Here is a 20,334-nt window from a genome sequence, read left to right as displayed (position 1 = left end):
ACCATGACTTCATGCTCGGATGAGAGGATTTCGCACCGATCCTCAATTTTTAAGAGACGTCATGGCCTTCGGATTGTTCAAAAAGCAGGCCCCGGGACCGGTCGCACCTGCCGTCCAGCCCAAGGCCCAGACGGCTTCGACCCCGGCGGAAATCGCTTCCGGCGATGGCGATTCGGCCAAGGCGATCCTCGAACTGCTGGAGCTCGAACTCGGCGCGATGATCCGCCAGCTCGAGCGCGCGGCCAATTCGGTCGCCGGCGGCGCCGAGGCGACGGCTGCGACTCTCTCGACCATCCGCCAGCGCACCAATGCCCTGACCGACCGCACCAGCGCCGCACAGGGCACGGCGACGACCTTTTCGCACGCCGCCGACAAGTTCACCCAGTCGGCGCAGGGAATCGGCTCCCAGGTGCGCGACGCCGGCAAGCTCGCCGATCAGGCCAGCGAGGCCGCCCGCGAAGCCAGCGTTAATGTCGATCGCCTCAGGGAATCATCGGCGGCGATCGGCAACGTCGTCAACCTGATTGCCCAGATCGCGCGGCAGACCACACTGCTGGCGCTCAATTCCACCATCGAGGCCGCGCGCGCCGGCGAGGCCGGACGCGGTTTCGCCGTAGTTGCCACCGAGGTGAAGGCGCTCGCGGTGCAGACCCAGAACGCCACCGAGGAAATCACCAAGAAGATCGAGGCGCTGCAGCGCGACGCTGCGGGCTCGGTCGATGCCGTGCATCGCATCACGCAGTCGATCGAGGCGATCCGCCCGGTGTTCGAGAACGTCAACGGCGCGGTCGCCGAGCAGAACGCCACCACAGGCGAGATGGCCGACAATGCAGCCTCCGCCTCCTCCTTCATCGCCTCGGTCGGCGACAGCGCCGGCGAAATCGACCACGCGACCAAGGAAGCCGAGGCCCATGGCGAAAGCGTCGCCAAGGCTGGACGGGCCGTTACTGCGTTCGCGCAGAAGCTCAAATCGCGCTGCGCCGTGCTGCTGCGTCAGGGCGGACACACCGAGCGCCGCGAACCGCAAAAGCTGCCCTGCAGCCTCAAGATCGAAATCCAGACGCCACGCGGCGTGATATCGGCGCCGGTTTACGAGATTTCGATGGATGGCATCCTGGTCAGCGGACCCGATGCCGACAGGCTGGCGCAGGGCCAGAGTTTTGATGCGACGCTGCAGGATGTCGGCGCGTGCCGCATTCGCGTCAGTGAGCGCGCGAAGGCCGGCACGCAGGCGCGGTTCGAGCGCACGAATGCCGCGCTGACCGAGAAGGTCGAAGACAAGCTGTTTTCGATCCAGGACGACAACACCGAGGCGGTTACCCGCGCGATGGAAGCCGGCGCGGCGCTGAAGAAGATTTTCGAGAACGGCGTCAACAGCGGCGCCATCTCGATGGAAGACATGTTCGACACCAATTATGTCGAGATCGCGGGCAGCAACCCGGTGCAATATCGCACCAGGATCCTGGACTGGGCCGACCGCGCGCTGCCGCCGTTCCAGGAAGCGTTCCTCGCCAAGGATCCGCGAATGGCGTTCTGCGCCATGATCGACACCAACGGCTATCTGCCGGTACACAACAAGATCTATTCGCATCCGCAGCGGCCGGGCGACGTCACCTGGAACACCGCCAACTGCCGCAACCGCCGCATCTTCAACGATCCCGCGGGACTTGCCGCCGGGCGCAACCAGCGCGCCTATCTGATCCAGAGCTACGCCCGCGACATGGGCAACGGTAACACGGTGATGATGCGCGAGATCGATGTGCCTGTCAGCGTCAACGGCCGCCACTGGGGCGGGTTCCGCACGGCCTACCGGCTCTAGTGCGCTCTCGGCTCTAGTGCGCTCTCAGGCAAGACTCCAAGGCGCGAATCACATCCTAAACTTGGAATTGGAATGCGATCACCGCGGTGGGCCGATCATCGGCTCCGACTGGAGAATGCTCTGATATGTCCGTTGTGCAGCGTGCAGTCCTGGACACGCAATCCAACCAGACACTGGCCGAACGGCTCATTGACCAGCTCGCCGACCGCATCGGCGGGCTCGGCGTGGAGCTTGCCGATATCGCCGGCAACGTCCAGGAGGTCGCGAGCCGCGTCGCGAACCAGTCGGAGCGGTTCCACCACCTGCAGAAGACGGCCGAGACGATGGTCTCGGCCAACCGCGACATCGCCAACGCATCGCAGGCGGTGCAATCGACCATGTCCGCAGCCGTCGTAGAGATCGTTCAGTCGCGCAGTGCGGTGGATGCGGCCGTCCAGCACATCGCCGAACTCGTCGAAGCGGTCGGCCGCATCGAGGCCCGGCTCAGCGCCGTCGGCTCGGCGCTGTCGCAGGTTGCAAAAGTTTCCGGCTCGATCGAGGCGATTGCGAAGCAGACTAACCTCTTGGCGCTCAATGCCACGATCGAGGCAGCGCGCGCCGGGACCGCCGGCCGCGGCTTTGCCGTGGTCGCGAGCGAAGTGAAGAACCTGGCCGAGGGGACTCGCCAGGCCACGCAACAGATTTCCGATACCATGCGCGATCTCGACGGCCAGATCGGCAGCCTGATCGGCGAGAGCAGCGACGCCTCACTCCGCGCCAAGAGCGCCGGTGAAGGCGCACAAGAGATCAGCGGTATCATCGCGCGCGTGCACCAGGGCATCGCGTCCGTAGGCCAGGAGATCGACGGCGTCGCCAGGGCCGCGACGTCCAATCTCGGCCATTGCGACACTGTCATCACCGAGCTCAGCGAACTCGCCAAGGGCGTCGACCTCTCCTCGCACGATCTCAAGCACGCAGACGACCGGGTGGCAAAGCTGCTCGAGACCTCCGAAGGCCTGATCGCGCTGATCGCCGACAGCGGCGTCGAGACCTCGGATGCACCGCTGATCCGCGTCGTCGTCGACACCGCCAAGCGCATCTCGACCGAATTCGAGGCCGCGATCGACCGCGGCGAGATCACGCTCGACCAGTTCATGGACGAGAAGTACCGCGAGATATCCGGCACCGATCCCAAGCAGTATCTCACCAATTACGTCGACTTCACCGACCGCGTGCTGCCCGAGATCCAGGATCCCATCCAGAAATCCGATCCGCGCATCGTGTTCTGCGTCGCCTGGGCCAAAGGCGGCTATCTGCCGACCCACAATCCGAACTACCGCCTGCCGCAGGGCCCCGATCCGGTCTGGAACAACGCCAATTGCCGCAACCGCCGCCTGTTCAACGACCGCGCGGTGAAGAAGGTGGCGGCGAACACAAAACCGTTTCTGCTGCAGACCTACCGGCGCGACATGGGCGGCGGCAATTTCGTGCTGATGAAAGACCTGTCGTCACCGATCTTCATCCGCGGCCGCCACTGGGGCGCCTTCCGGATGGGTTTTCGGCAAAACTAACGCATAATCGGTTGTCGTGACTTGGCCTTCGACATGCGGGCGCCGTCACTGGGGCGACGCCATGGCCCACAAGATGTAATCGCACATTTCATCAAATAGCACGCGTCGCTTCGCCCGAATTGCCGCAGGCCGCCTGCAGAAAGCGCAGCGCGACGGCGTTTCTGTAGGGCCATCCAATCTCTTCGCCGTTGCAGACGCGTATCGTGGCGTGTGCCCGATCCGCAAAATCAGCATATCACATCCATCGCTTTTGCGCACGACAAACAGGCCGGTGAAAGTCATCGTACTAACGCGCGGATATGACATCCCCTAGCACCGAAGCAGGCGGAGATGAAAATGACGCATTCTGGGACAGCGGAGTCCAAAGCGACGATCACCGCCGCGCTGGAGAAAATCCCGGTCACACTGACTGTCAATGGCGCAGAGGTAAAGCTTTCAGTCGCGCCGTGGACGACGCTGCTGGATGCGCTGCGCGACCGTCTCGACCTGACCGGCACCAAGAAGGGCTGCGATCACGGCCAGTGCGGCGCCTGCACCGTGCTGGTCGACGGACGGAGGATCAATTCCTGCCTGACGCTGGTGGTGATGAAGGAAGGCGCCGAGGTGACCACCGTCGAGGGCCTTGCACGCAACGGTGAACTGCACCCGCTGCAACAGGCCTTCATCGATCACGACGCGTTTCAATGCGGCTATTGCACCTCGGGACAGATCTGCTCGGCCGCCGGCCTGATCGCCGAGGGCAAGGCGAGGACGGCCGACGAGATCCGCGAACTGATGAGCGGCAACATCTGCCGCTGCGGCGCCTATCCGAACATCGTGGCGGCGATTCAGCAGGCGATGGAGCGATCATGACCCCGTTTCAATACACGCGCGCCAGCGACATCGCCGACGCCATCAAGCAGATCGCCGCAGACCCGTCCGCCAAATTCATCGCGGGCGGCACCAACCTGATCGACCTGATCAAGTACGATGTCGCGACGCCTACCCGGCTGATCGACATCTCACGCCTGCCGCTCAGGAACGTGGAGGAGACCGCGACCGGCGGCGTTCTGATCGGGGCGTTGGTCCCGAACACCGACCTCGCCTACCATCCGCTGATCGAAGCGCGCTATCCGCTGCTGTCACGGTCAATTCTGGCTGGTGCGTCGCAGCAGTTGCGCAACATGGCGTCGACTGGCGGCAATCTCGTGCAACGGACGCGCTGCTTCTATTTCTATGACGCGACGACGCCATGCAACAAGCGCGAACCGGGCAGCGGCTGTTCGGCAGTCGACGGCATCAACCGCATCAATGCAATACTGGGCACGAGCGAATCCTGCATCGCCACCCATCCATCCGACATGTGCGTGGCGCTCGCCGTTCTGGAAGCGATCGTGCATGTCACAGGTCCGGCCGGAGCGCGCACCATTGCATTCGCGGATTTCCACCGCCTGCCCGACAACACACCGCAGATCGACACCAATCTGGAGCCCGACGAGATCATCACGGCAATCGAACTGCCGGCAAAAGGTTTCAGCACAAACTACTCCTACCTGAAGATCCGCGATCGCCTGTCCTATGCGTTCGCGCTGGTATCGGTGGCGGCAGCGCTCGAGCTTGACGGCGACACGATCAAGGAGGCACGCTTGGCGCTCGGGGGCGTGGCGCACAAACCATGGCGCAGTTCGGCGGCCGAAGTCGTTCTGCGCGGCCAGCGCGCTGACGCGAGCGCATTTGCGAACGCCGCAGACATCCTGCTGCGCGGCGCCAGGGGTTTCGGACACAACGACTTCAAGATCGGCCTGGCGCGGCGCGCCATCGTGCGGACGCTTGGTCAGGCTGCGCGAGGCACGCCGCAATCGATCTCCGATAAGAAAATACGGTGAATGCAATGGCAAGCTACATCGGAACAGCGACGTCCCGTGTCGACGGCCGGGCCAAGGTTACCGGCGAAGCCAAATATGCCGGCGAGTTCAACGTTCCCGGTCTCGTCCACGGCTATGTCGTCGAGTCGGTCATCCCGAAGGGGCGGATCGTGCGCATCGACACCAGCGGCGCGCTGGGCATTGCCGGCGTGATCGACGTGCTCACCCACCACAATCGACCGCCAATGGCCGACAAGGATGACGCCTACAAGGACGAGGTCGCGCCCGAGAAGGGTTCGCCCTACCGCCCGCTCTACGACGACAGGATCCAATTCACCGGGCAGCCGGTCGCGCTGGTGCTGGCGGAAGATTGGGAAACAGCGCGCGTCGCCGCCTCGCAGGTGAGGATCGAATACCAGAAGGAGCCGCACGTCACCGACCTGCACGCAGAGCGCACCAGGGCGTATGCCATCGACACGTCGGAGAAGCCGCGCGGCGATGCCGAAAAGGCATTTGCGTCCGCCGCCGTCCGCCACGCGGCCGAATACACCATTCCGACCGAGCACCACAATCCGATGGAATTGTTTGCCTCGACCGCGATCTGGGAGAACGGCCAGCTTATCGTCTACGACAAGACGCAAGGAGTGCAGAACGTCCAGCAGTATCTTTGCAAGGTTTTCAAGCTGCAGCCCAACGCGGTTCGTGTCATGTCGCCCTATATGGGTGGCGGTTTCGGCGCGGGCTTGCGTCCGCAATATCAGGTCGTGCTGGCCGTGCTGGGAGCTACCGCGCTCAAGCGCCCGGTCCGCGTTATGGTGACGAGGGCGCAGATGTACGCGCTCGGCTACCGGCCGGCGAGCATCGAACGGCTGGCGCTCGGCGCGAGCAGCAGCGGCACACTCGAATCCATGCAACATGAAGCCATCGCCGTGACCTCGCAGTTCGAGGAATTTGCGCGCAACGACACCGGCTGGGGCAATCTGCTCTACAAGAGTCCCAACGCGAAATTCGAGCACAAACTCGTCAAGCTCGATCTGCCGACGTCCTGCGACATGCGGGCGCCGGGCGCTGCGACCGGCGTCTATGCGCTGGAATGCGCGATGGACGAACTTGCCACCGCGCTCAAGACCGATCCGGTGCAGTTACGGCTGCAATGCTATTCCGACCGCCATCAGGGCGAGGACCTTCCCTATACCAGCAAGCAACTTCGCGAGTGCTACGCGCAGGGCGCGGAGGTGTTTGGCTGGAACAAGCGCAACGCCGAGCCGCGCTCGATGCGCGACGGCAGCGAGTTGGTCGGCTGGGGCATGGCATCCGGCGTATGGGAAGCGCTGCAGGTGCCGGCCACGGTCCGCATCGTGCTGACGGCGAACGGCCACGCCGAAGTGGCGACCGCCGCCTCCGATATCGGCACCGGAACCTACACGATCATGGCGCAGGTGGCGGCCGACATGCTCGGCCTGCCGATCGACAATATCAGCGTCAAGCTCGGCGATTCCACCCTGCCGCAGTGTCCGGTGGAAGGCGGCTCGTGGATCGCATCATCCGTGTGCAACGCCATCGCGAATACCGCCCGCGCGGTTCGCGGCGACTTGCTGGAGCTTGCAAAGACGACGACGGATTCACCGCTGTCGGGCGCCGGCGTAGACGACGTTGCGCTGATCGACGGCAAGATCGTCAGCAAGCGGGATGCAGGCCGCGCGGTCTCGATCGCGAGCGCGATGCAATCAGGCAAGGCCGAGCGCATCACGCGCGAGGAAACCAACCAGCCTTCCGAAGACAAGTCTCACGCGCGCAATGTGCACTCGGCGATCTTCGCCGAGGTCAAGGTCGACGAAGAGATCGGCATCGTCCGCGTGACTCGCGTGGTCAAAGCCGTCGCCGCGGGCCGCATTCTCAACCCCAAGACGGCCCACAGCCAGGTCATGGGCGGCGTGGTCTGGGGCATCGGCATGGCGCTGCACGAAGAAACGCTCTACGACCATCGCTTCGGACGGGTGATGAACGCCAATATCGCCGAATACCATGTGCCAGTGAATGCCGACATCCACGACATCAAGGTCATCTTTGTCGACGAACCGGACGAGATGGTCAACCCGCTCGGCATCAAGGGCCTCGGCGAGATCGGCATCGTCGGCGTCGCGGCGGCGATCGCCAACGCGGTCTACCATGCAACGGGAAAGCGCGTGCGCGACCTGCCGATCACGCTGGACAAGGTGATTCAGTTCAATTGAGAGGACTTGTCAGCTCCAGAATCCCGGCACTGCCGGCTCGAGCCTGCCGCCGGCCCGCACCGGCGCAACGCGCAGCGCGAGGCCGGTGGCATCATCGGTCTCGACTGCAACGCCACTGAGTGTCGCAACACCGGCCGCCGGTTCGAAGCGGGCTGACGGAATGCCCGTCGTGAAGCGCCGCAGCGGCTCCTCCTTCTGCATCCCGATGATAGAGTCATAGTCGCCGGTCATGCCCGCGTCGGTCATGTAGGCGGTGCCGCCGGCGAGAATCTGGTGATCCGCGGTCGGCACATGGGTGTGGGTGCCGACGACGAGGCTGGCGCGGCCGTCGCAGAAATAGCCGATGCCCTGCTTCTCGCTGGTCGCTTCGCCATGGAAATCGATCACGATCGCGTCCGCCGCCTCGCCGAGCGGACAGGCCTCGAGCTCGCGATTGAGGACCTGAAACGGATCGTCGAACGGCGTCATGAAGACGCGGCCGATGGCGTTGACGATGAGCGCGCGCTTGCCGTTCTTGGTATCGACCAGCGCCGCACCGCGGCCCGGCGTGCCCTTGGGAAAGTTTGCGGGGCGGATCAGCTTTGGCGCACGCTCGATGAACACCAGCGCCTCGCGCTGATCCCAGGCGTGATTGCCGAGCGTGATGGCATCCGCGCCGGCATCGAGCAGTTCCTGATAGATCGTCTCGGTGATGCCGAACCCGCCGGCGGAGTTCTCGCCATTGACGACGACGAGATCGAGCGCCCAGCCCCTGATCATGCCGGGAAGATGTTCCGCGATCGCGGTACGGCCAGCGCGACCGACCACGTCGCCTACGAAAAGAATACGCAAAGTTCAGCTCCGGAAATCGAACACTTTCTTTTCCGTTAGCACATAATCCAGCGCCACGTCGTGCGGCAGCGCGGGAACGGTTTTTATTTCCTGCACGGAAAAGGCGGCGCCGATCGCCGTGATCGCCTTGGCTTTTCGCAAATGCGCCAGCGTGAAGTCGTAATGTCCTGCACCATAGCCGATGCGGTGACCCTCGCGGTCGAACGCCGCCAGCGGCACCAGCATGATGTCGGGAATCAGTTCTTCGGCCGCAGGCGATGGTTCGAGGATGCCGAGCGGGCCCAGCATCAGGCGATCGTCGGGCGACCACGCGCGGAACGCCAGCGATTTTCCGCGCGACAGCACGGCCGGCAACGCGAGCTTTGCGCCCTGCCCGGCGAGCTTGCGCATCAGGGGCGCCGGATCGATCTCGCTGCGGATCGGCGAATATCCTGACACAACGAGGCCCGGCTCGATTCCAAATGGCAGGCCGCGCTTGGCGATCGCCTGCGCTGCAGCGGCGCGCTGCTCGTCGCTCAATGCGTCGCGCTTGGCGAGCGCTGTCGTGCGGAGGTCGGCTTTGGAGAGGGTTGTCGTCATGCCATGCTGCTCTTCGCCGTCATCACCCGCGAATGCGGGTGATCCAGTATTCCAGAGACTTCAGTGATTCAACCGAGACGCCGCGGCGTACTGGATACCCCGCATGCGCGGGGTATGACGGGACGTGCGCGGGTAGGACAAAGTCACGAGCAAGAACAAACAAGAGTGCGAAGCCGCGATCGCCGTTGAAGCACTCGATCCCGGAGTTCCCTACGAAAGTAGGTGGGCACCATATGTCCGGATCCACGGACCCGGCCAGGGACAGTTCCCTAAAGGATCGATAAGGCCCCGGGGATATATGGCTCCTGACGCGCGACGCAGCTTCGCAAGGACCAATGTAGGCGTTACGGGCGGAATCCGCCAGCGGTGATCTCAACGCGGTGCTTGAGCGCTTTTGCGTGGCTTTATGCGGCGCACGTGAACGGAGGCCCCTGCGCCTCAGACACCATCGACGACGATAGACTGTCACCCCGCCCCGCCGCTGCGCGGCGACCCCAAGAGCGAGCTTCGCTCGTCTCGACCCGTCCAGGGGAGGGTGAAAGAGACATCACCCGATTGCGACGCCGTTGCCGATGGTGCGGTTGATCACCTGCGTGGTCTTTTCGATGCGGTCGGCGGCGGCGTTGAGGGCGTTGGCGACGGCCACTTGGGTGGCCTTGGCGCGGTCGGCGGCGGCCGTGCGAACGTTGCGCAGGGTTTCGAGTTCGCCCTCCAGCGCGCGGATGCGCGCGTTGGCATCGACCAGTTCGTCGCACACCGTCAGCGCGGCCATCACCGTCAGCCGCGCATCGCCGATCTCGCCGAACTTGCCGCGCAACTCTCCGACCCGCGATTCCAGGCTCTCGGCGAGTTTGAGGAGCCGCACTTCCTGCCCTTCCTCGCAGGCCATGCGGTACTGCCGGCCGTTGATGGTGACGTTGATGTGGCTCATTCATCCTCTCCGGCGTCGAGCACCGCGCGGATGGTGCCGATCGCGGCATCGAGTTTTTCTGATATCTCGCGATTGGCGCGCTCCAGCCTGCGCGTCTTCACCAGCGAGCCGTCGAGTTCGTCGGCAAGACGCGAGCGATCGGCGCCGAGCGCCTGGATCCGGCTCGCCAGTTCGTTCTCGTCGCGGTCGGCATCGCGCCGCCGCTCGGCCGCAGCCTCGAGCGCGTCGAGTGCCAGCATCAGGCGCCGAGTGGCGACATCGATGTCGACTTGGACCGGCTCGGCATTGCCGATACCGTTAGTGTGACGATCGCTCATGAGAGACAGCGCGCACCTTCGCGTGAGCCCGCCGGACGGCAGCAAAATCCGCGGTTCGGCAAGCGGTTAGAGCCCGAAATTTACGTGGCAAGCGAGGGAAGCGCAACGCCGACGCGAAGCTATGCACTGCTAAGCAACTTTTTGGACCGGAAGGGCGTTTCCCCGCCTTGGACTCGGGGGGATTGAGGTGCTATCCAGCCCGCACTTTCCCCTAAGCACGCCCGTATTCCGGCCTTCGCCCGGTACGTACCCCTAACCAAGCACCTCATTTCAGGCGGATTTTCATCATGACGCAAGTCGATCACACCCGTATGGCCAATGCGATTCGCGGGCTTGCCATGGATGCCGTCGAAAAGGCGAAATCCGGCCATCCCGGCTTGCCGATGGGCGCTGCCGACATCGCGACCGTGCTGTTCACACAGTTCCTCAAATTCGATGCAACTGATCCGAACTGGCCGGACCGCGACCGCTTCGTGCTCTCGGCCGGACACGGCTCGATGCTGCTCTATGCCCTGCTGTACCTCACCGGCAACAAGGACATGACGCTCGACCAGATCAGGAATTTCCGCCAGCTCGGCTCCAAGACGCCGGGCCATCCTGAGAACTTCGAGACCAGCGGCGTCGAGACCACCACCGGCCCGCTCGGCCAGGGCATCGCCACCGCGGTAGGCATGGCGCTGGCGGAAAAGATGCTCGCCGCCGAGTTCGGCAAGAAGGTGGTCGGCCATCACACCTACGTGCTCGCCTCCGACGGCGACCTGATGGAAGGCGTGTCGCAGGAAGCGATCGCGCTGGCCGGGCACTGGAAGCTGAACAAGATGATCGTGCTGTATGACGATAACGGCATCTCGATCGACGGCCCGACCTCGCTCGCCGATTCGGTCGATCAGGTGAAGCGCTTCAAGTCCGCCGGCTGGGCGGCGGAATTGATCGACGGCCATGATCCGAAGACGATTGCCGCCGCGATCACCCGCGCGCAGAAATCCAACAAGCCGTCGTTGATCGCCTGCAAGACCACCATCGGCTATGGCGCGCCCACGCGGGCCGGCACGGCGAAGGCCCACGGCGAGGCGCTCGGCGCCGACGAGCTCAAGGGCGCCAAGGAAAAGCTCGGCATCTCGCTGGAAGCCTTCTCGGTACCTGACGATGTGCTGAAGGCATGGCGTGAGGCCGGCAGCCGTGGCGCTGCCGCGCGCCAGGAATGGGAAAGCGTTTTCGCCGAGCTCGGCCCCCGCAAGCGCGCCGAGTTTGAGCGGCGGATGCGGCACGAGCGGCCGGCCGCGCTGTCGAAGGCGCTGCGCGCGCACAAGAAGGCATTGCTGGAATCGCCGCAGAATGTCGCCACGCGGAAATCCTCCGAATCCGCGATCGAGGCAATTGCGGCTGCGATGCCGATGGAATTCCTCGCCGGCTCGGCCGATCTCACCGGCTCCAACAACAACAAGGCAAAATCGGCTGTCGCGTTTTCGGCCAAGACGCCGAAGGGTCGCTTCATCCATTACGGCATCCGCGAGCACGGCATGGCCGCGGCGATGAACGGCATCTTCCTGCATGGCGGCTTCGCGCCGAACGGCGCGACGTTCCTGGTGTTCACGGACTATGCGCGGCCCGCGATGCGGCTTGCCGCGCTGATGGGCGCGGGCGTCGTCTATGTGATGACCCATGATTCCATCGGGCTCGGCGAGGATGGACCGACGCACCAGCCGGTGGAGCATCTCGCAGCACTTCGCGCCATTCCCAACATGCGCGTGTTCCGCCCCTGCGACGCCGTCGAGGTCGCCGAGTGCTGGGAGCTCGCGCTGAACCGTGTCGACGGTCCGACGGTGCTGGCGCTGACCCGCCAGAACCTGCCGCAACTGCGCACCAACGCGCCGAACGATAACCCTTGCGCGCATGGCGCCTATGAACTGGTCGCAGCCCAGGGTGAGGCCAAGGTGTCGCTGTTCGCCTCGGGCTCCGAGGTCGAGGTCGCCGTGGCCGCCCAGAAGCAACTGGCTGAACGCGGCATCCCGTCGCGGGTGGTCTCGGTACCCTCGCTGGAGCTGTTGCTGGCGCAGCCGGCGGACCGCCAGCAAGCCATCATCGGCAATGCACCGGTCAAGGTCGCCATCGAGGCCGCGGTACGGTGGGGCTGGGATGCCATCATCGGCCACGATGGTGAATTCGTGGGCATGCACGGTTTCGGCGCCAGCGCGCCAGCCAAGGACCTTTTCAAGCACTTCGGAATTACCGCCGAGGCCGTCGTTAACGCTGCCGTGAAGGGCCTGGGCTGACGGTTGAGCTCTTGGGGAAAAAGGACTACCTAGACCCCCATCTTGACCGTTCCCGCCCGGCAGAACCGGGCGTTCCGCCGTAAGCCCCTCCGTGGAACGACTCCGCGGGGCCGGCACCGGCTATTAGAGGAGAGACCAGCATGGCAATCCGCGTCGCGATCAACGGATTTGGCCGCATTGGCCGCAACGTGTTGCGGGCGATTGCGGAATCTGGCCGCAAGGATATCGAAGTGGTCGGGATCAACGATCTCGGCCCGGTCGAGACCAACGCCCACCTGCTGCGCTTCGACTCCGTGCATGGCCGCTTCCCCGGCACGGTGACCGTCGACGGCGACTCGCTCAGCCTCGGCAATGGCAAGATCAAGGTTTCCGCCGAGCGCGATCCCTCCAAGCTGCCCTGGAAGGCGCTCGGCGTCGACATCGCGCTGGAATGCACCGGCATCTTCACCGCCAAGGACAAGGCCTCCGCACACCTGACTGCCGGCGCCAAGCGCGTGCTGGTCTCGGCGCCCGCCGACAATGCCGACGCGACCATCGTGTTCGGCGTCAATCATGACACCCTGACCAAGGATCATCTGGTCGTCTCCAACGGCTCCTGCACCACCAACTGCCTGGCGCCGGTCGCCAAGGTCTTGAACGACACCGTCGGCATCGAGACGGGATTCATGACCACGATCCACGCCTACACCGGCGACCAGCCGACGCTCGATACCCTGCACAAGGACCTCTATCGCGGCCGCGCCGCGGCGATGTCGATGATCCCGACCTCGACCGGTGCGGCGAAAGCGATTGGCCTCGTGCTCCCCGAGCTCAAGGGCAAGCTCGACGGCGTCGCGATCCGCGTGCCGACCCCGAACGTCTCGGTGGTCGACCTCAAGATCGTCGCCAAGCGCGCCACCGACGCCAAGGAAATCAACGCAGCGATGAAGCGCGCGTCCGAGCAGCAGCTCAAGGGCATCCTCGGCTATACTACTGCGCCGAACGTCTCGATCGACTTCAACCACGATCCCCACTCGTCCACGTTCCACGAGGACCAGACCAAGGTGCAGAACGGCACGCTGGTGCGCGTGATGTCCTGGTACGACAACGAATGGGGTTTCTCCAACCGCATGGCCGACACGGCCGTTGCGATGGGGAAGCTGCTGTAAGATTCTAGATGTCGTCATGCCCGGCCTTGTGCCGGGCATTCTTGTTCCGTCATTCCGGGGTGGTCCGAAGGACCAGACCCGGAATCTCGAGATTCCGGGTTCGATGCTTCGCATCGCCCCGGAATGACCGCCGAGAGTCCGAGCCCGCCCATGACAAAATCATTCCGCACCCTCGATGACGTCGACGTGAAGGGCAAGCGCGTGCTGCTGCGCGTCGACCTCAACGTGCCCATGGAGAACGGCCGCGTCACCGACGCGACAAGGCTCGAGCGCGTCGCGCCGACCATCACCGAAATTTCCGACAAGGGCGGCAAGGTCATCCTGCTCGCCCATTTCGGCCGCCCGAAGGGGCGCGATGCCAAGGATTCGCTCAAGCCCGTCGCGACGGCGCTGGGCGAGGTCATCAAGAAGCCGGTTGCGTTTGCCGACGACTGCATCGGCGAGGCTGCAGCGAAGGCCGTCGGCGCCATGAAGGACGGCGACATCCTCTGCCTGGAGAACACCCGCTTCCACAAAGAGGAAGAGAAGAACGATCCGGCGTTCGTCGCCGAACTCGCCAAGCTCGGCGACATCTGGGTCAACGACGCATTCTCGGCCGCGCACCGTGCGCACGCTTCCACCGAAGGCCTCGGCCACAAGCTGCCGGCCTATGCCGGCCGCACCATGCAGGCCGAGCTCGACGCGCTTTCCAAGGCGCTGGAAGCGCCGACCAAGCCGGTCATCGCGGTCATCGGCGGTGCCAAGGTCTCGACCAAGATCGATCTGCTCGAAAACCTCGTGACCAAAGTCGATGCGCTGGTGATCGGCGGCGGCATGGCCAACACCTTCCTGCACGCGCAGGGCGTCAGCGTCGGCAAGTCGCTGGCGGAGAAAGATCTCGCGGCAACCGCGCTGCGCATCATGGAAAGGGCCGAGGCCGCGAACTGCGCCGTCATCCTCCCCGTTGATGCCGTGGTCGCCTATCACTTCGCGGCCAACTCGCCCTCGCATGCCTATGGCCTCGACGCCATTCCGGCCGACGGCATGATCCTCGATGTCGGCCCGCAATCGACCGCGCGCATTCACGCCGCGATCGATGACGCCAAGACATTGGTCTGGAACGGCCCGCTCGGCGCGTTCGAAATGACGCCGTTCGACCGTGGCACCATAGTAGCGGCGAAGCACGCCGCAGAGCGGACCAAGGCCAAGAAATTGATTTCGGTCGCCGGCGGCGGCGACACCGTCGCGGCGCTGAACCAGGCCGGCGTGGCCGACGATTTTTCCTATGTTTCGACGGCCGGCGGCGCGTTTCTCGAATGGATGGAAGGGAAACCGTTGCCCGGCGTGGAAGTTCTGAAACAGCGTTAAATCCAGACTCGATGGGCGCCACAGGCGCGGCAAATACAGGAGAATCTGAATGGCTCGCATTACCTTGCGTCAACTGCTCGATCACGCGGCAGAGCACGATTACGGTGTGCCGGCGTTCAACATCAACAACATGGAGCAGGCGCTGGCCATCATGGAGGCCGCCTCCTCGCTCGATGCGCCCGTCATCATCCAGGCCTCGCGCGGCGCGCGCTCCTACGCCAATGACGTCATGCTCAAGCACATGATGGACGCCGTCACCGAAATCTATCCGCAGATTCCAGTCTGCGTGCATCTCGACCACGGCAACGAGCCCGCGACCTGCATGACCGCAATCCAGGCCGGCTTCACTTCCGTGATGATGGACGGCTCGCTGAAAGCCGACGGCAAGACCCCCGGCGACTGGGACTACAATGTCGGCGTGACCAAGACCGTCACCGACATGGCCCATCTCGGCGGCATCTCGGTGGAAGGCGAACTCGGCGTGCTCGGCTCGCTCGAGACCGGCATGGGCGACAAGGAAGATGGCCACGGCGCCGAAGGCAAGCTGTCGCACGACCAGCTCCTGACCAATCCCGACGAAGCCGTGAAGTTCGTGAAAGAGACCAAGGTCGACGCGCTGGCGATTGCGATGGGTACCTCGCACGGCGCCTACAAGTTCACCCGCAAGCCGGATGGCGACATCCTCGCCATGAATGTGATCGAGGAGATTCATCGCAAGCTGCCGAACACGCATCTGGTGATGCACGGATCGTCCTCGGTGCCGCAGGACCTGCAGGAAATCATCAACGCCAATGGCGGCAAGATGAAGCCGACCTGGGGTGTGCCGGTTTCCGAAATTCAGCGCGGCATCAAGAACGGCGTGCGCAAGATCAACATCGACACCGATAACCGCATGGCGATGACCGGGCAGATCCGCAAGGTGCTGAAGGACAATCCGGAAGAATTCGATCCGCGCAAGTATCTGAAGCCCGCGATGGAAGCCATGGCCAAGCTGTGCAAGCAGCGGCTGCAGGAGTTCAATACCGCGGGGCAAGCCAGCAAGATCAAGAAGGTGCTGACGACGGCCGAAATGGCCAAGCGCTACACCAAGGGTGAACTCGACCCCAAGATCGCCTGAAAAGGTCGCCTGACCAAGGTCGCCTGACAAGGTCGCCTGGGCCGGCACCCGCGCGCCCAGCAAACACCCAAGGTGCGACGAACGTTTTCTAGGCAATTGCCCGAGAACCGCCTATTTTGGCCAGCAAGGGCATGATGTTTCCGGAGAACGTTCCCATGAATCTTGCTGACCTCAACAAGGTTGCCCTCGCCATGGTCACCCCAGGCAAGGGCATTCTCGCCGCCGACGAATCCTCAGGGACGATCAAGAAGCGTTTCGACGCCATCAAGGTCGAATCGACAGAGGAGAACCGCCGCGACTATCGCGAGATGCTGTTCCGCTCCACCGAGGCGATGAGCAAGTATGTCTCGGGTGTGATCCTCTACGACGAGACCATCTGGCAGAATGCCAAGGACGGCACGCCGCTGGTCAAGCTGATCGAGCAGTCCGGCGCGATCCCCGGCATCAAGGTTGACGAAGGGACGCAGGCGCTGCCGCAGTGCCCGAGCGAACTGGTCACCGTCGGTCTCGACAAGCTCGCCGAGCGGCTGAAGAAGTATTACGACCGCGGCGCACGCTTTGCCAAATGGCGCGCGGTGATTGATATCGGCAGCGGCATCCCAACGATGACCGCGATCAGCGTCAACGCGCATGCGCTGGCGCGCTACGCCGCGCTGTGCCAGGCGGCGCAGATCGTTCCGATCGTCGAGCCGGAAGTGCTGATGGACGGCGATCACGATATCGATCGCTGTTATGACGTGACCCAGCGCGTGCTGAACAAGACGTTCCAGGAATTGCGGGTTCAGCGCGTCGAGCTCGAAGGCATGGTGCTGAAGCCCAACATGGCCATCTCAGGCAAGAAGTGCGCGAAGCAGGCTCCTGTCGATGAAGTCGCGGAGAAGACCGTTCGCCTGTTGAAGAGCTGCGTTCCCGCCGCCGTGCCGGGCATCGCCTTCCTTTCCGGTGGACAATCCGACGAGGAAGCGACCGCGCATCTGGACGCCATGAACCGGATCGGCGGCCTGCCGTGGCGGCTGACCTTCTCCTATGGCCGCGCGCTGCAGGCAGCGCCGCAAAAGGCGTGGTCCGGCAAGGCCGAGAACGTCGCCGCAGGCCAGCGCGCGTTCACGCACCGTGCGCGGATGAATGCGCTGGCGAGCAAGGGCGAGTGGGAAACCGGCCTGGAAAAGAAGGTCGCCTAGACTTGGCTACCAAACCTCTCCCGCCGCGCCCGGCGCCGCGCCTCTATCTCGCGACGCCTGAAGTGGACGATCCGTCTGGGCTCGCAAGTCAGCTCACCGAGCTGCTGGCCGCGGCCGACGTCGCGGCGGTGCTGCTGCGGCTGAAGCAGACCGATCAAAAGACCATGACTTCCCGCGTGAAAACGCTGGCGCCGGCAATCCAGAATGCCGGCGCAGCGCTCCTGCTCGACGGCCATGTCGAGCTGGTGGCGCGCGCGGGCGCCGATGGCGCGCATCTGAACGGCCTTGCCGCACTGGATGATGCTTTCCCGTCGCTGAAGCCGGACCGGATTGCCGGCGTCGGCGGCCTTGCCACACGGCACGATTCGATGGCCGCGGGCGAGGCGGGCGCCGATTACGTGCTGTTCGGCGAGCCCGATGCCAGGGGTCAGCGACCCTCGACGGAAGCAATTGCCGAGCGCCTGCAATGGTGGGACGAACTGTTCGAACCGCCCTGCGTCGGCTTTGCCACCTCGCGCGAGGAGGCTTTCGAATTTGCAGCAGCCGGGGCGGACTTCGTGCTCGCCGGCGATTTCATCTGGGCCGACCCGCGCGGCGCCAAGGCTGCGCTGATCGATGCCGCGCAGGCGATCGCGGAAGGATACGAAGCAACGTTCGGAAAGGCCAAACCCGGCGCCGATCAGGCCGGGCACGGATAACACCGGATATGAAACTGCTGCGTCCCATATTGCTGCTTGCCTGCCTCTCGATAACGATGGCCGGCGCCTCCGCGCAGGTCTCGCTGACGCCGCCTGCGGCGCAGCCACCGGCCGCAAGCCCGCCGGCGGCAAAAAAGGAAGCGCCGCCCAAGCCAAAGGCGCCGCCGGCCGCGAAGCAGCCGGCCGCTACGCCGAAGCCGGCGGCAGCGCCCAAACCGGCGGCCACGCCGACGCCCTTCCCTTCACCGACGGCCGCCTTCGAGGACCCGAACGCCGACCTCGTCTATGGCGCCTATCAGCGCGGCCTCTACAAGACCGCGTTCGATCTCGCGACGACGCGCGCGCAATACAACGGCGACCCGAAGGCGATGACGATGCTGGGCGAGCTCTATGCCAACGGGCTCGGCGTCAAGCGCGATTATGCCAAGGCCGCCGATTGGTACCAGCGTGCGGCAGATGCCGGCGACCGCGAGGCCATGTTCGCGCTCGCCATGATGCGGCTGTCCGGCCGCGGCGGTAACACCAATCGCGAGCAGGCGGTGAAGCTATTGGCTTCTTCGGCCAAGCTCGGCAACGCGAAGGCGGCCTACAATCTGGCGCTGCTCTATCTCGACGGCAACACGCTGCCGCAGGACGTGCGGCGCGCCGCCGAACTGCTGCGCGGCGCCGCCGACGCAGGCAACCCGGAGGCGCAATACGCGCTCGCGACCTTCTACAAGGAAGGCACCGGCGTGCCGAAGGACCTCGACAAGGCGGTGCGGCTGCTGCAGGCGGCTGCGCTCGCCGACAATGTCGACGCCGAGGTCGAATACGCGATTGCACTCTATAACGGCACCGGCACGCCCAGGAACCAGCCCGCGGCGGTCGCGCTGCTGCGCAAGGCGGCGCGACAGAACTCGCCGATCGCACAAAACCGCCTCGCGCGCGTGCTGATCAGCGGACAGGGGGCGCCGATGGACAAGATCGAAGGCCTGAAGTGGCACCTTGTCGCCAAGACCGCCGGCAAGGGCGACCCCGAGCTGGACGAGCGGCTCTCGGAGCTCAGCCCCGAGGATCGCGCCAAGGTTCAGGAGGCGGCGAAGAAATGGACCGGAACAACGGCCAGCAAATGACGCCTTGACGGCGGCACATCTGCAGGGCACCCAGTCCCTAACCTCTGACGGCGTTGGGCCGTTCCCTCACACCACAAGCCCGCATCATGCTCTATTCAGCCGTTATCAACGTCATGGTGAAAGCCGCGCGCCGCGCCGGCCGCAGCCTCAAGCGCGATCTCGGCGAGATCGAGCATCTGCAAGTATCGCTGAAGGGGCCGGCGAACTTCGTCAGCAAGGCCGACAAGCGCGCCGAGGAAATGCTGTACGAGGACCTCGCCAAGGCGCGGCCGGGCTATGGCTTCATCGGCGAGGAAGGCGGCACGCGCGAGGGCGCCGACAAGACCCACACCTGGATCGTCGACCCGCTCGACGGCACCACCAACTTCCTGCACGGCATCCCGCAGTTTGCGATCTCGATCGGCTTGCGGCGCGAAGACACCATCATCGCCGGCGTGATCTACAACCCCGCCAATGATGAGCTCTACATCGCCGAGCGCGGTAAGGGCGCGTTCCTCAACGACCAGCGCCTGCGCGTCGCCGGCCGCCGCCAGCTCGACGAATGCGTCGTCGCCTGCGGCCTGCCGCATATCGGCCGCGGCGACCATGGACTGGCGCTGAAGGAAATGGCCGCGCTGCAAAACAAGGTCGCCGGCTTCCGCCGCTTCGGCGCCGCCTCCCTCGACCTCGCCTTCGTCGCCGCCGGCCGCCTTGACGGGTACTGGGAACGTAACCTGCAGCCCTGGGACATCGCAGCCGGGCAGATCATGGTACGGGAAGCGGGCGGGACGATCTCGGGCATCGAGGGCAACGACGATCCGCTGAAGACCGGGCACGTGATCTGCGGCAACGAGTTCGTGCACGGGGAGCTGGTGAAGATACTGAAGCCGCTGGAGAAGTAGGGCGACGTTTCCAAGCGACGCGCCGTCGCATCATCCGCGATCGGGGTGATGCAGCCTTCCGGAGGCGGCGGAAGGACACGGAGGAGCCTCAGCGCTCCCAGCCAAAATATTGAAAACAACCCCATGCACAGTAGCCGGCACTCGTCGATTGCCGAAGTAGACATTTGACACGTCGGGCAAATCAGCGAGATAAGTCCATCATTCACCGAACGAAGCGATTGTAACAAGTCGTGCGGGGACCATGGGTCGCCGGCGGCTCGCGCGATGGCGCGCCTGAATGCAGGACCCAAAAGATGCCATCGAGCACGCGCACCGGCCTATCGCGAAACCGACTGCTCTGAATTTACTTCCGCTTCTGGAGGCGTGGCCGACATGGCCGGACTTGGCGCTGGATCGCCCGAGTAGCGATTGACCCAAACCGGAAATTGTCAAACCTGGATTGAAGAAAGGGGACAGCCTGTTGTTATGCGTC

At 64.4% G+C, this 20,334-nt stretch carries 17 protein-coding genes, 1 other RNA gene and 1 pseudogene; 13 read left to right on the top strand and 6 right to left on the bottom strand.

Going from position 1 to position 20,334, the window contains the following annotated elements; all coding sequences use genetic code 11:
* The first annotated feature begins 61 nt into the window (after positions 1–61).
* The 5 genes from AC0QUY_RS17575 to AC0QUY_RS17555 all read left to right on the top strand — a co-directional run bounded on the left by AC0QUY_RS17575 (position 62) and on the right by AC0QUY_RS17555 (position 7,447).
* Entirely contained in the window at positions 62–1,819 is a 1,758-nt protein-coding gene (locus AC0QUY_RS17575; RefSeq protein ID WP_475387727.1) for a methyl-accepting chemotaxis protein, read from the top strand.
* A 125-nt stretch (positions 1,820–1,944) separates the two neighbouring features.
* Positions 1,945–3,369, top strand: a complete 1,425-nt coding sequence (locus tag AC0QUY_RS17570; protein WP_475387726.1) for a methyl-accepting chemotaxis protein — start codon at positions 1,945–1,947, stop codon at positions 3,367–3,369.
* Between the two features lie 336 nt (positions 3,370–3,705).
* Positions 3,706–4,221, top strand: coding sequence for a (2Fe-2S)-binding protein (locus AC0QUY_RS17565; RefSeq protein ID WP_475387725.1), 516 nt, complete (start codon positions 3,706–3,708; stop codon positions 4,219–4,221).
* Positions 4,218–5,234 (top strand): FAD binding domain-containing protein, encoded by a 1,017-nt coding sequence (locus AC0QUY_RS17560; protein ID WP_475387724.1) that lies wholly within the window; start codon positions 4,218–4,220, stop codon positions 5,232–5,234. The genes AC0QUY_RS17565 and AC0QUY_RS17560 overlap by 4 nt, the downstream gene beginning before the upstream one ends.
* Before the next feature lie 5 nt (positions 5,235–5,239).
* On the top strand, positions 5,240–7,447 hold the full coding sequence (locus AC0QUY_RS17555; protein ID WP_475387723.1) for a xanthine dehydrogenase family protein molybdopterin-binding subunit: 2,208 nt from the start codon (positions 5,240–5,242) through the stop codon (positions 7,445–7,447).
* Positions 7,448–7,456: 9 nt separating this feature from the next.
* Here the strand turns inward: AC0QUY_RS17555 and AC0QUY_RS17550 are convergent, their stop codons facing one another.
* From AC0QUY_RS17550 to AC0QUY_RS17530, 5 genes are all read right to left on the bottom strand, one after another.
* Positions 7,457–8,278, bottom strand: a complete 822-nt coding sequence (locus AC0QUY_RS17550; protein WP_475387722.1) for a TIGR00282 family metallophosphoesterase — start codon at positions 8,276–8,278, stop codon at positions 7,457–7,459.
* Between the two features lie 3 nt (positions 8,279–8,281).
* Positions 8,282–8,857, bottom strand: coding sequence for a 5-formyltetrahydrofolate cyclo-ligase (locus AC0QUY_RS17545; protein WP_161850160.1), 576 nt, complete (start codon positions 8,855–8,857; stop codon positions 8,282–8,284).
* A gap of 166 nt (positions 8,858–9,023) precedes the next feature.
* A non-coding RNA gene (gene ssrS, locus AC0QUY_RS17540) (6S RNA) lies at positions 9,024–9,184 on the bottom strand.
* Positions 9,185–9,404: 220 nt separating this feature from the next.
* Complete coding sequence (locus AC0QUY_RS17535) at positions 9,405–9,788, bottom strand: cell division protein ZapA (RefSeq protein WP_057863148.1); 384 nt, start codon at positions 9,786–9,788, stop codon at positions 9,405–9,407.
* A complete protein-coding gene (locus AC0QUY_RS17530; protein WP_161850162.1) occupies positions 9,785–10,105 on the bottom strand; it encodes a DUF4164 domain-containing protein in 321 nt (106 codons plus the stop codon). The genes AC0QUY_RS17535 and AC0QUY_RS17530 overlap by 4 nt, the downstream gene beginning before the upstream one ends.
* Before the next feature lie 287 nt (positions 10,106–10,392).
* Between AC0QUY_RS17530 and tkt the strand changes: the two genes are divergently transcribed.
* The 8 genes from tkt to AC0QUY_RS17490 all read left to right on the top strand — a co-directional run bounded on the left by tkt (position 10,393) and on the right by AC0QUY_RS17490 (position 19,862).
* Positions 10,393–12,378, top strand: a complete 1,986-nt coding sequence (gene tkt / locus AC0QUY_RS17525) for a transketolase (RefSeq protein ID WP_475387721.1) — start codon at positions 10,393–10,395, stop codon at positions 12,376–12,378.
* Between the two features lie 140 nt (positions 12,379–12,518).
* A complete protein-coding gene (gap, locus tag AC0QUY_RS17520; RefSeq protein ID WP_065752092.1) occupies positions 12,519–13,526 on the top strand; it encodes a type I glyceraldehyde-3-phosphate dehydrogenase in 1,008 nt (335 codons plus the stop codon).
* Between the two features lie 150 nt (positions 13,527–13,676).
* Positions 13,677–14,873, top strand: a complete 1,197-nt coding sequence (locus AC0QUY_RS17515; RefSeq protein WP_475387720.1) for a phosphoglycerate kinase — start codon at positions 13,677–13,679, stop codon at positions 14,871–14,873.
* Between the two features lie 49 nt (positions 14,874–14,922).
* Entirely contained in the window at positions 14,923–15,990 is a 1,068-nt protein-coding gene (gene fba, locus AC0QUY_RS17510) for a class II fructose-bisphosphate aldolase (RefSeq protein WP_161850165.1), read from the top strand.
* Positions 15,991–16,145: 155 nt separating this feature from the next.
* Positions 16,146–17,171: a class I fructose-bisphosphate aldolase gene (locus AC0QUY_RS17505; RefSeq protein WP_475387719.1), complete on the top strand. Its 1,026-nt coding sequence runs from the start codon at positions 16,146–16,148 to the stop codon at positions 17,169–17,171.
* A gap of 2 nt (positions 17,172–17,173) precedes the next feature.
* Positions 17,174–17,869, top strand: coding sequence for a thiamine phosphate synthase (locus AC0QUY_RS17500; protein WP_475387718.1), 696 nt, complete (start codon positions 17,174–17,176; stop codon positions 17,867–17,869).
* 8 nt (positions 17,870–17,877) lie between these two features.
* Positions 17,878–18,981, top strand: coding sequence for a tetratricopeptide repeat protein (locus AC0QUY_RS17495; protein WP_475387717.1), 1,104 nt, complete (start codon positions 17,878–17,880; stop codon positions 18,979–18,981).
* An 86-nt stretch (positions 18,982–19,067) separates the two neighbouring features.
* A complete protein-coding gene (locus tag AC0QUY_RS17490; RefSeq protein WP_161850169.1) occupies positions 19,068–19,862 on the top strand; it encodes an inositol monophosphatase family protein in 795 nt (264 codons plus the stop codon).
* A 205-nt stretch (positions 19,863–20,067) separates the two neighbouring features.
* Here the strand turns inward: AC0QUY_RS17490 and AC0QUY_RS17485 are convergent.
* Positions 20,068–20,172, bottom strand: a pseudogene (locus tag AC0QUY_RS17485) (IS5/IS1182 family transposase); the annotation flags it as partial.
* Positions 20,173–20,334 lie beyond the last annotated feature (162 nt).

Source organism: Bradyrhizobium sp. WYCCWR15520 (genome assembly GCF_056174665.1).
The sequence above is the reverse complement of the archived record's forward strand: the minus strand, read 5'-3'. Positions and strand labels throughout refer to the sequence as shown.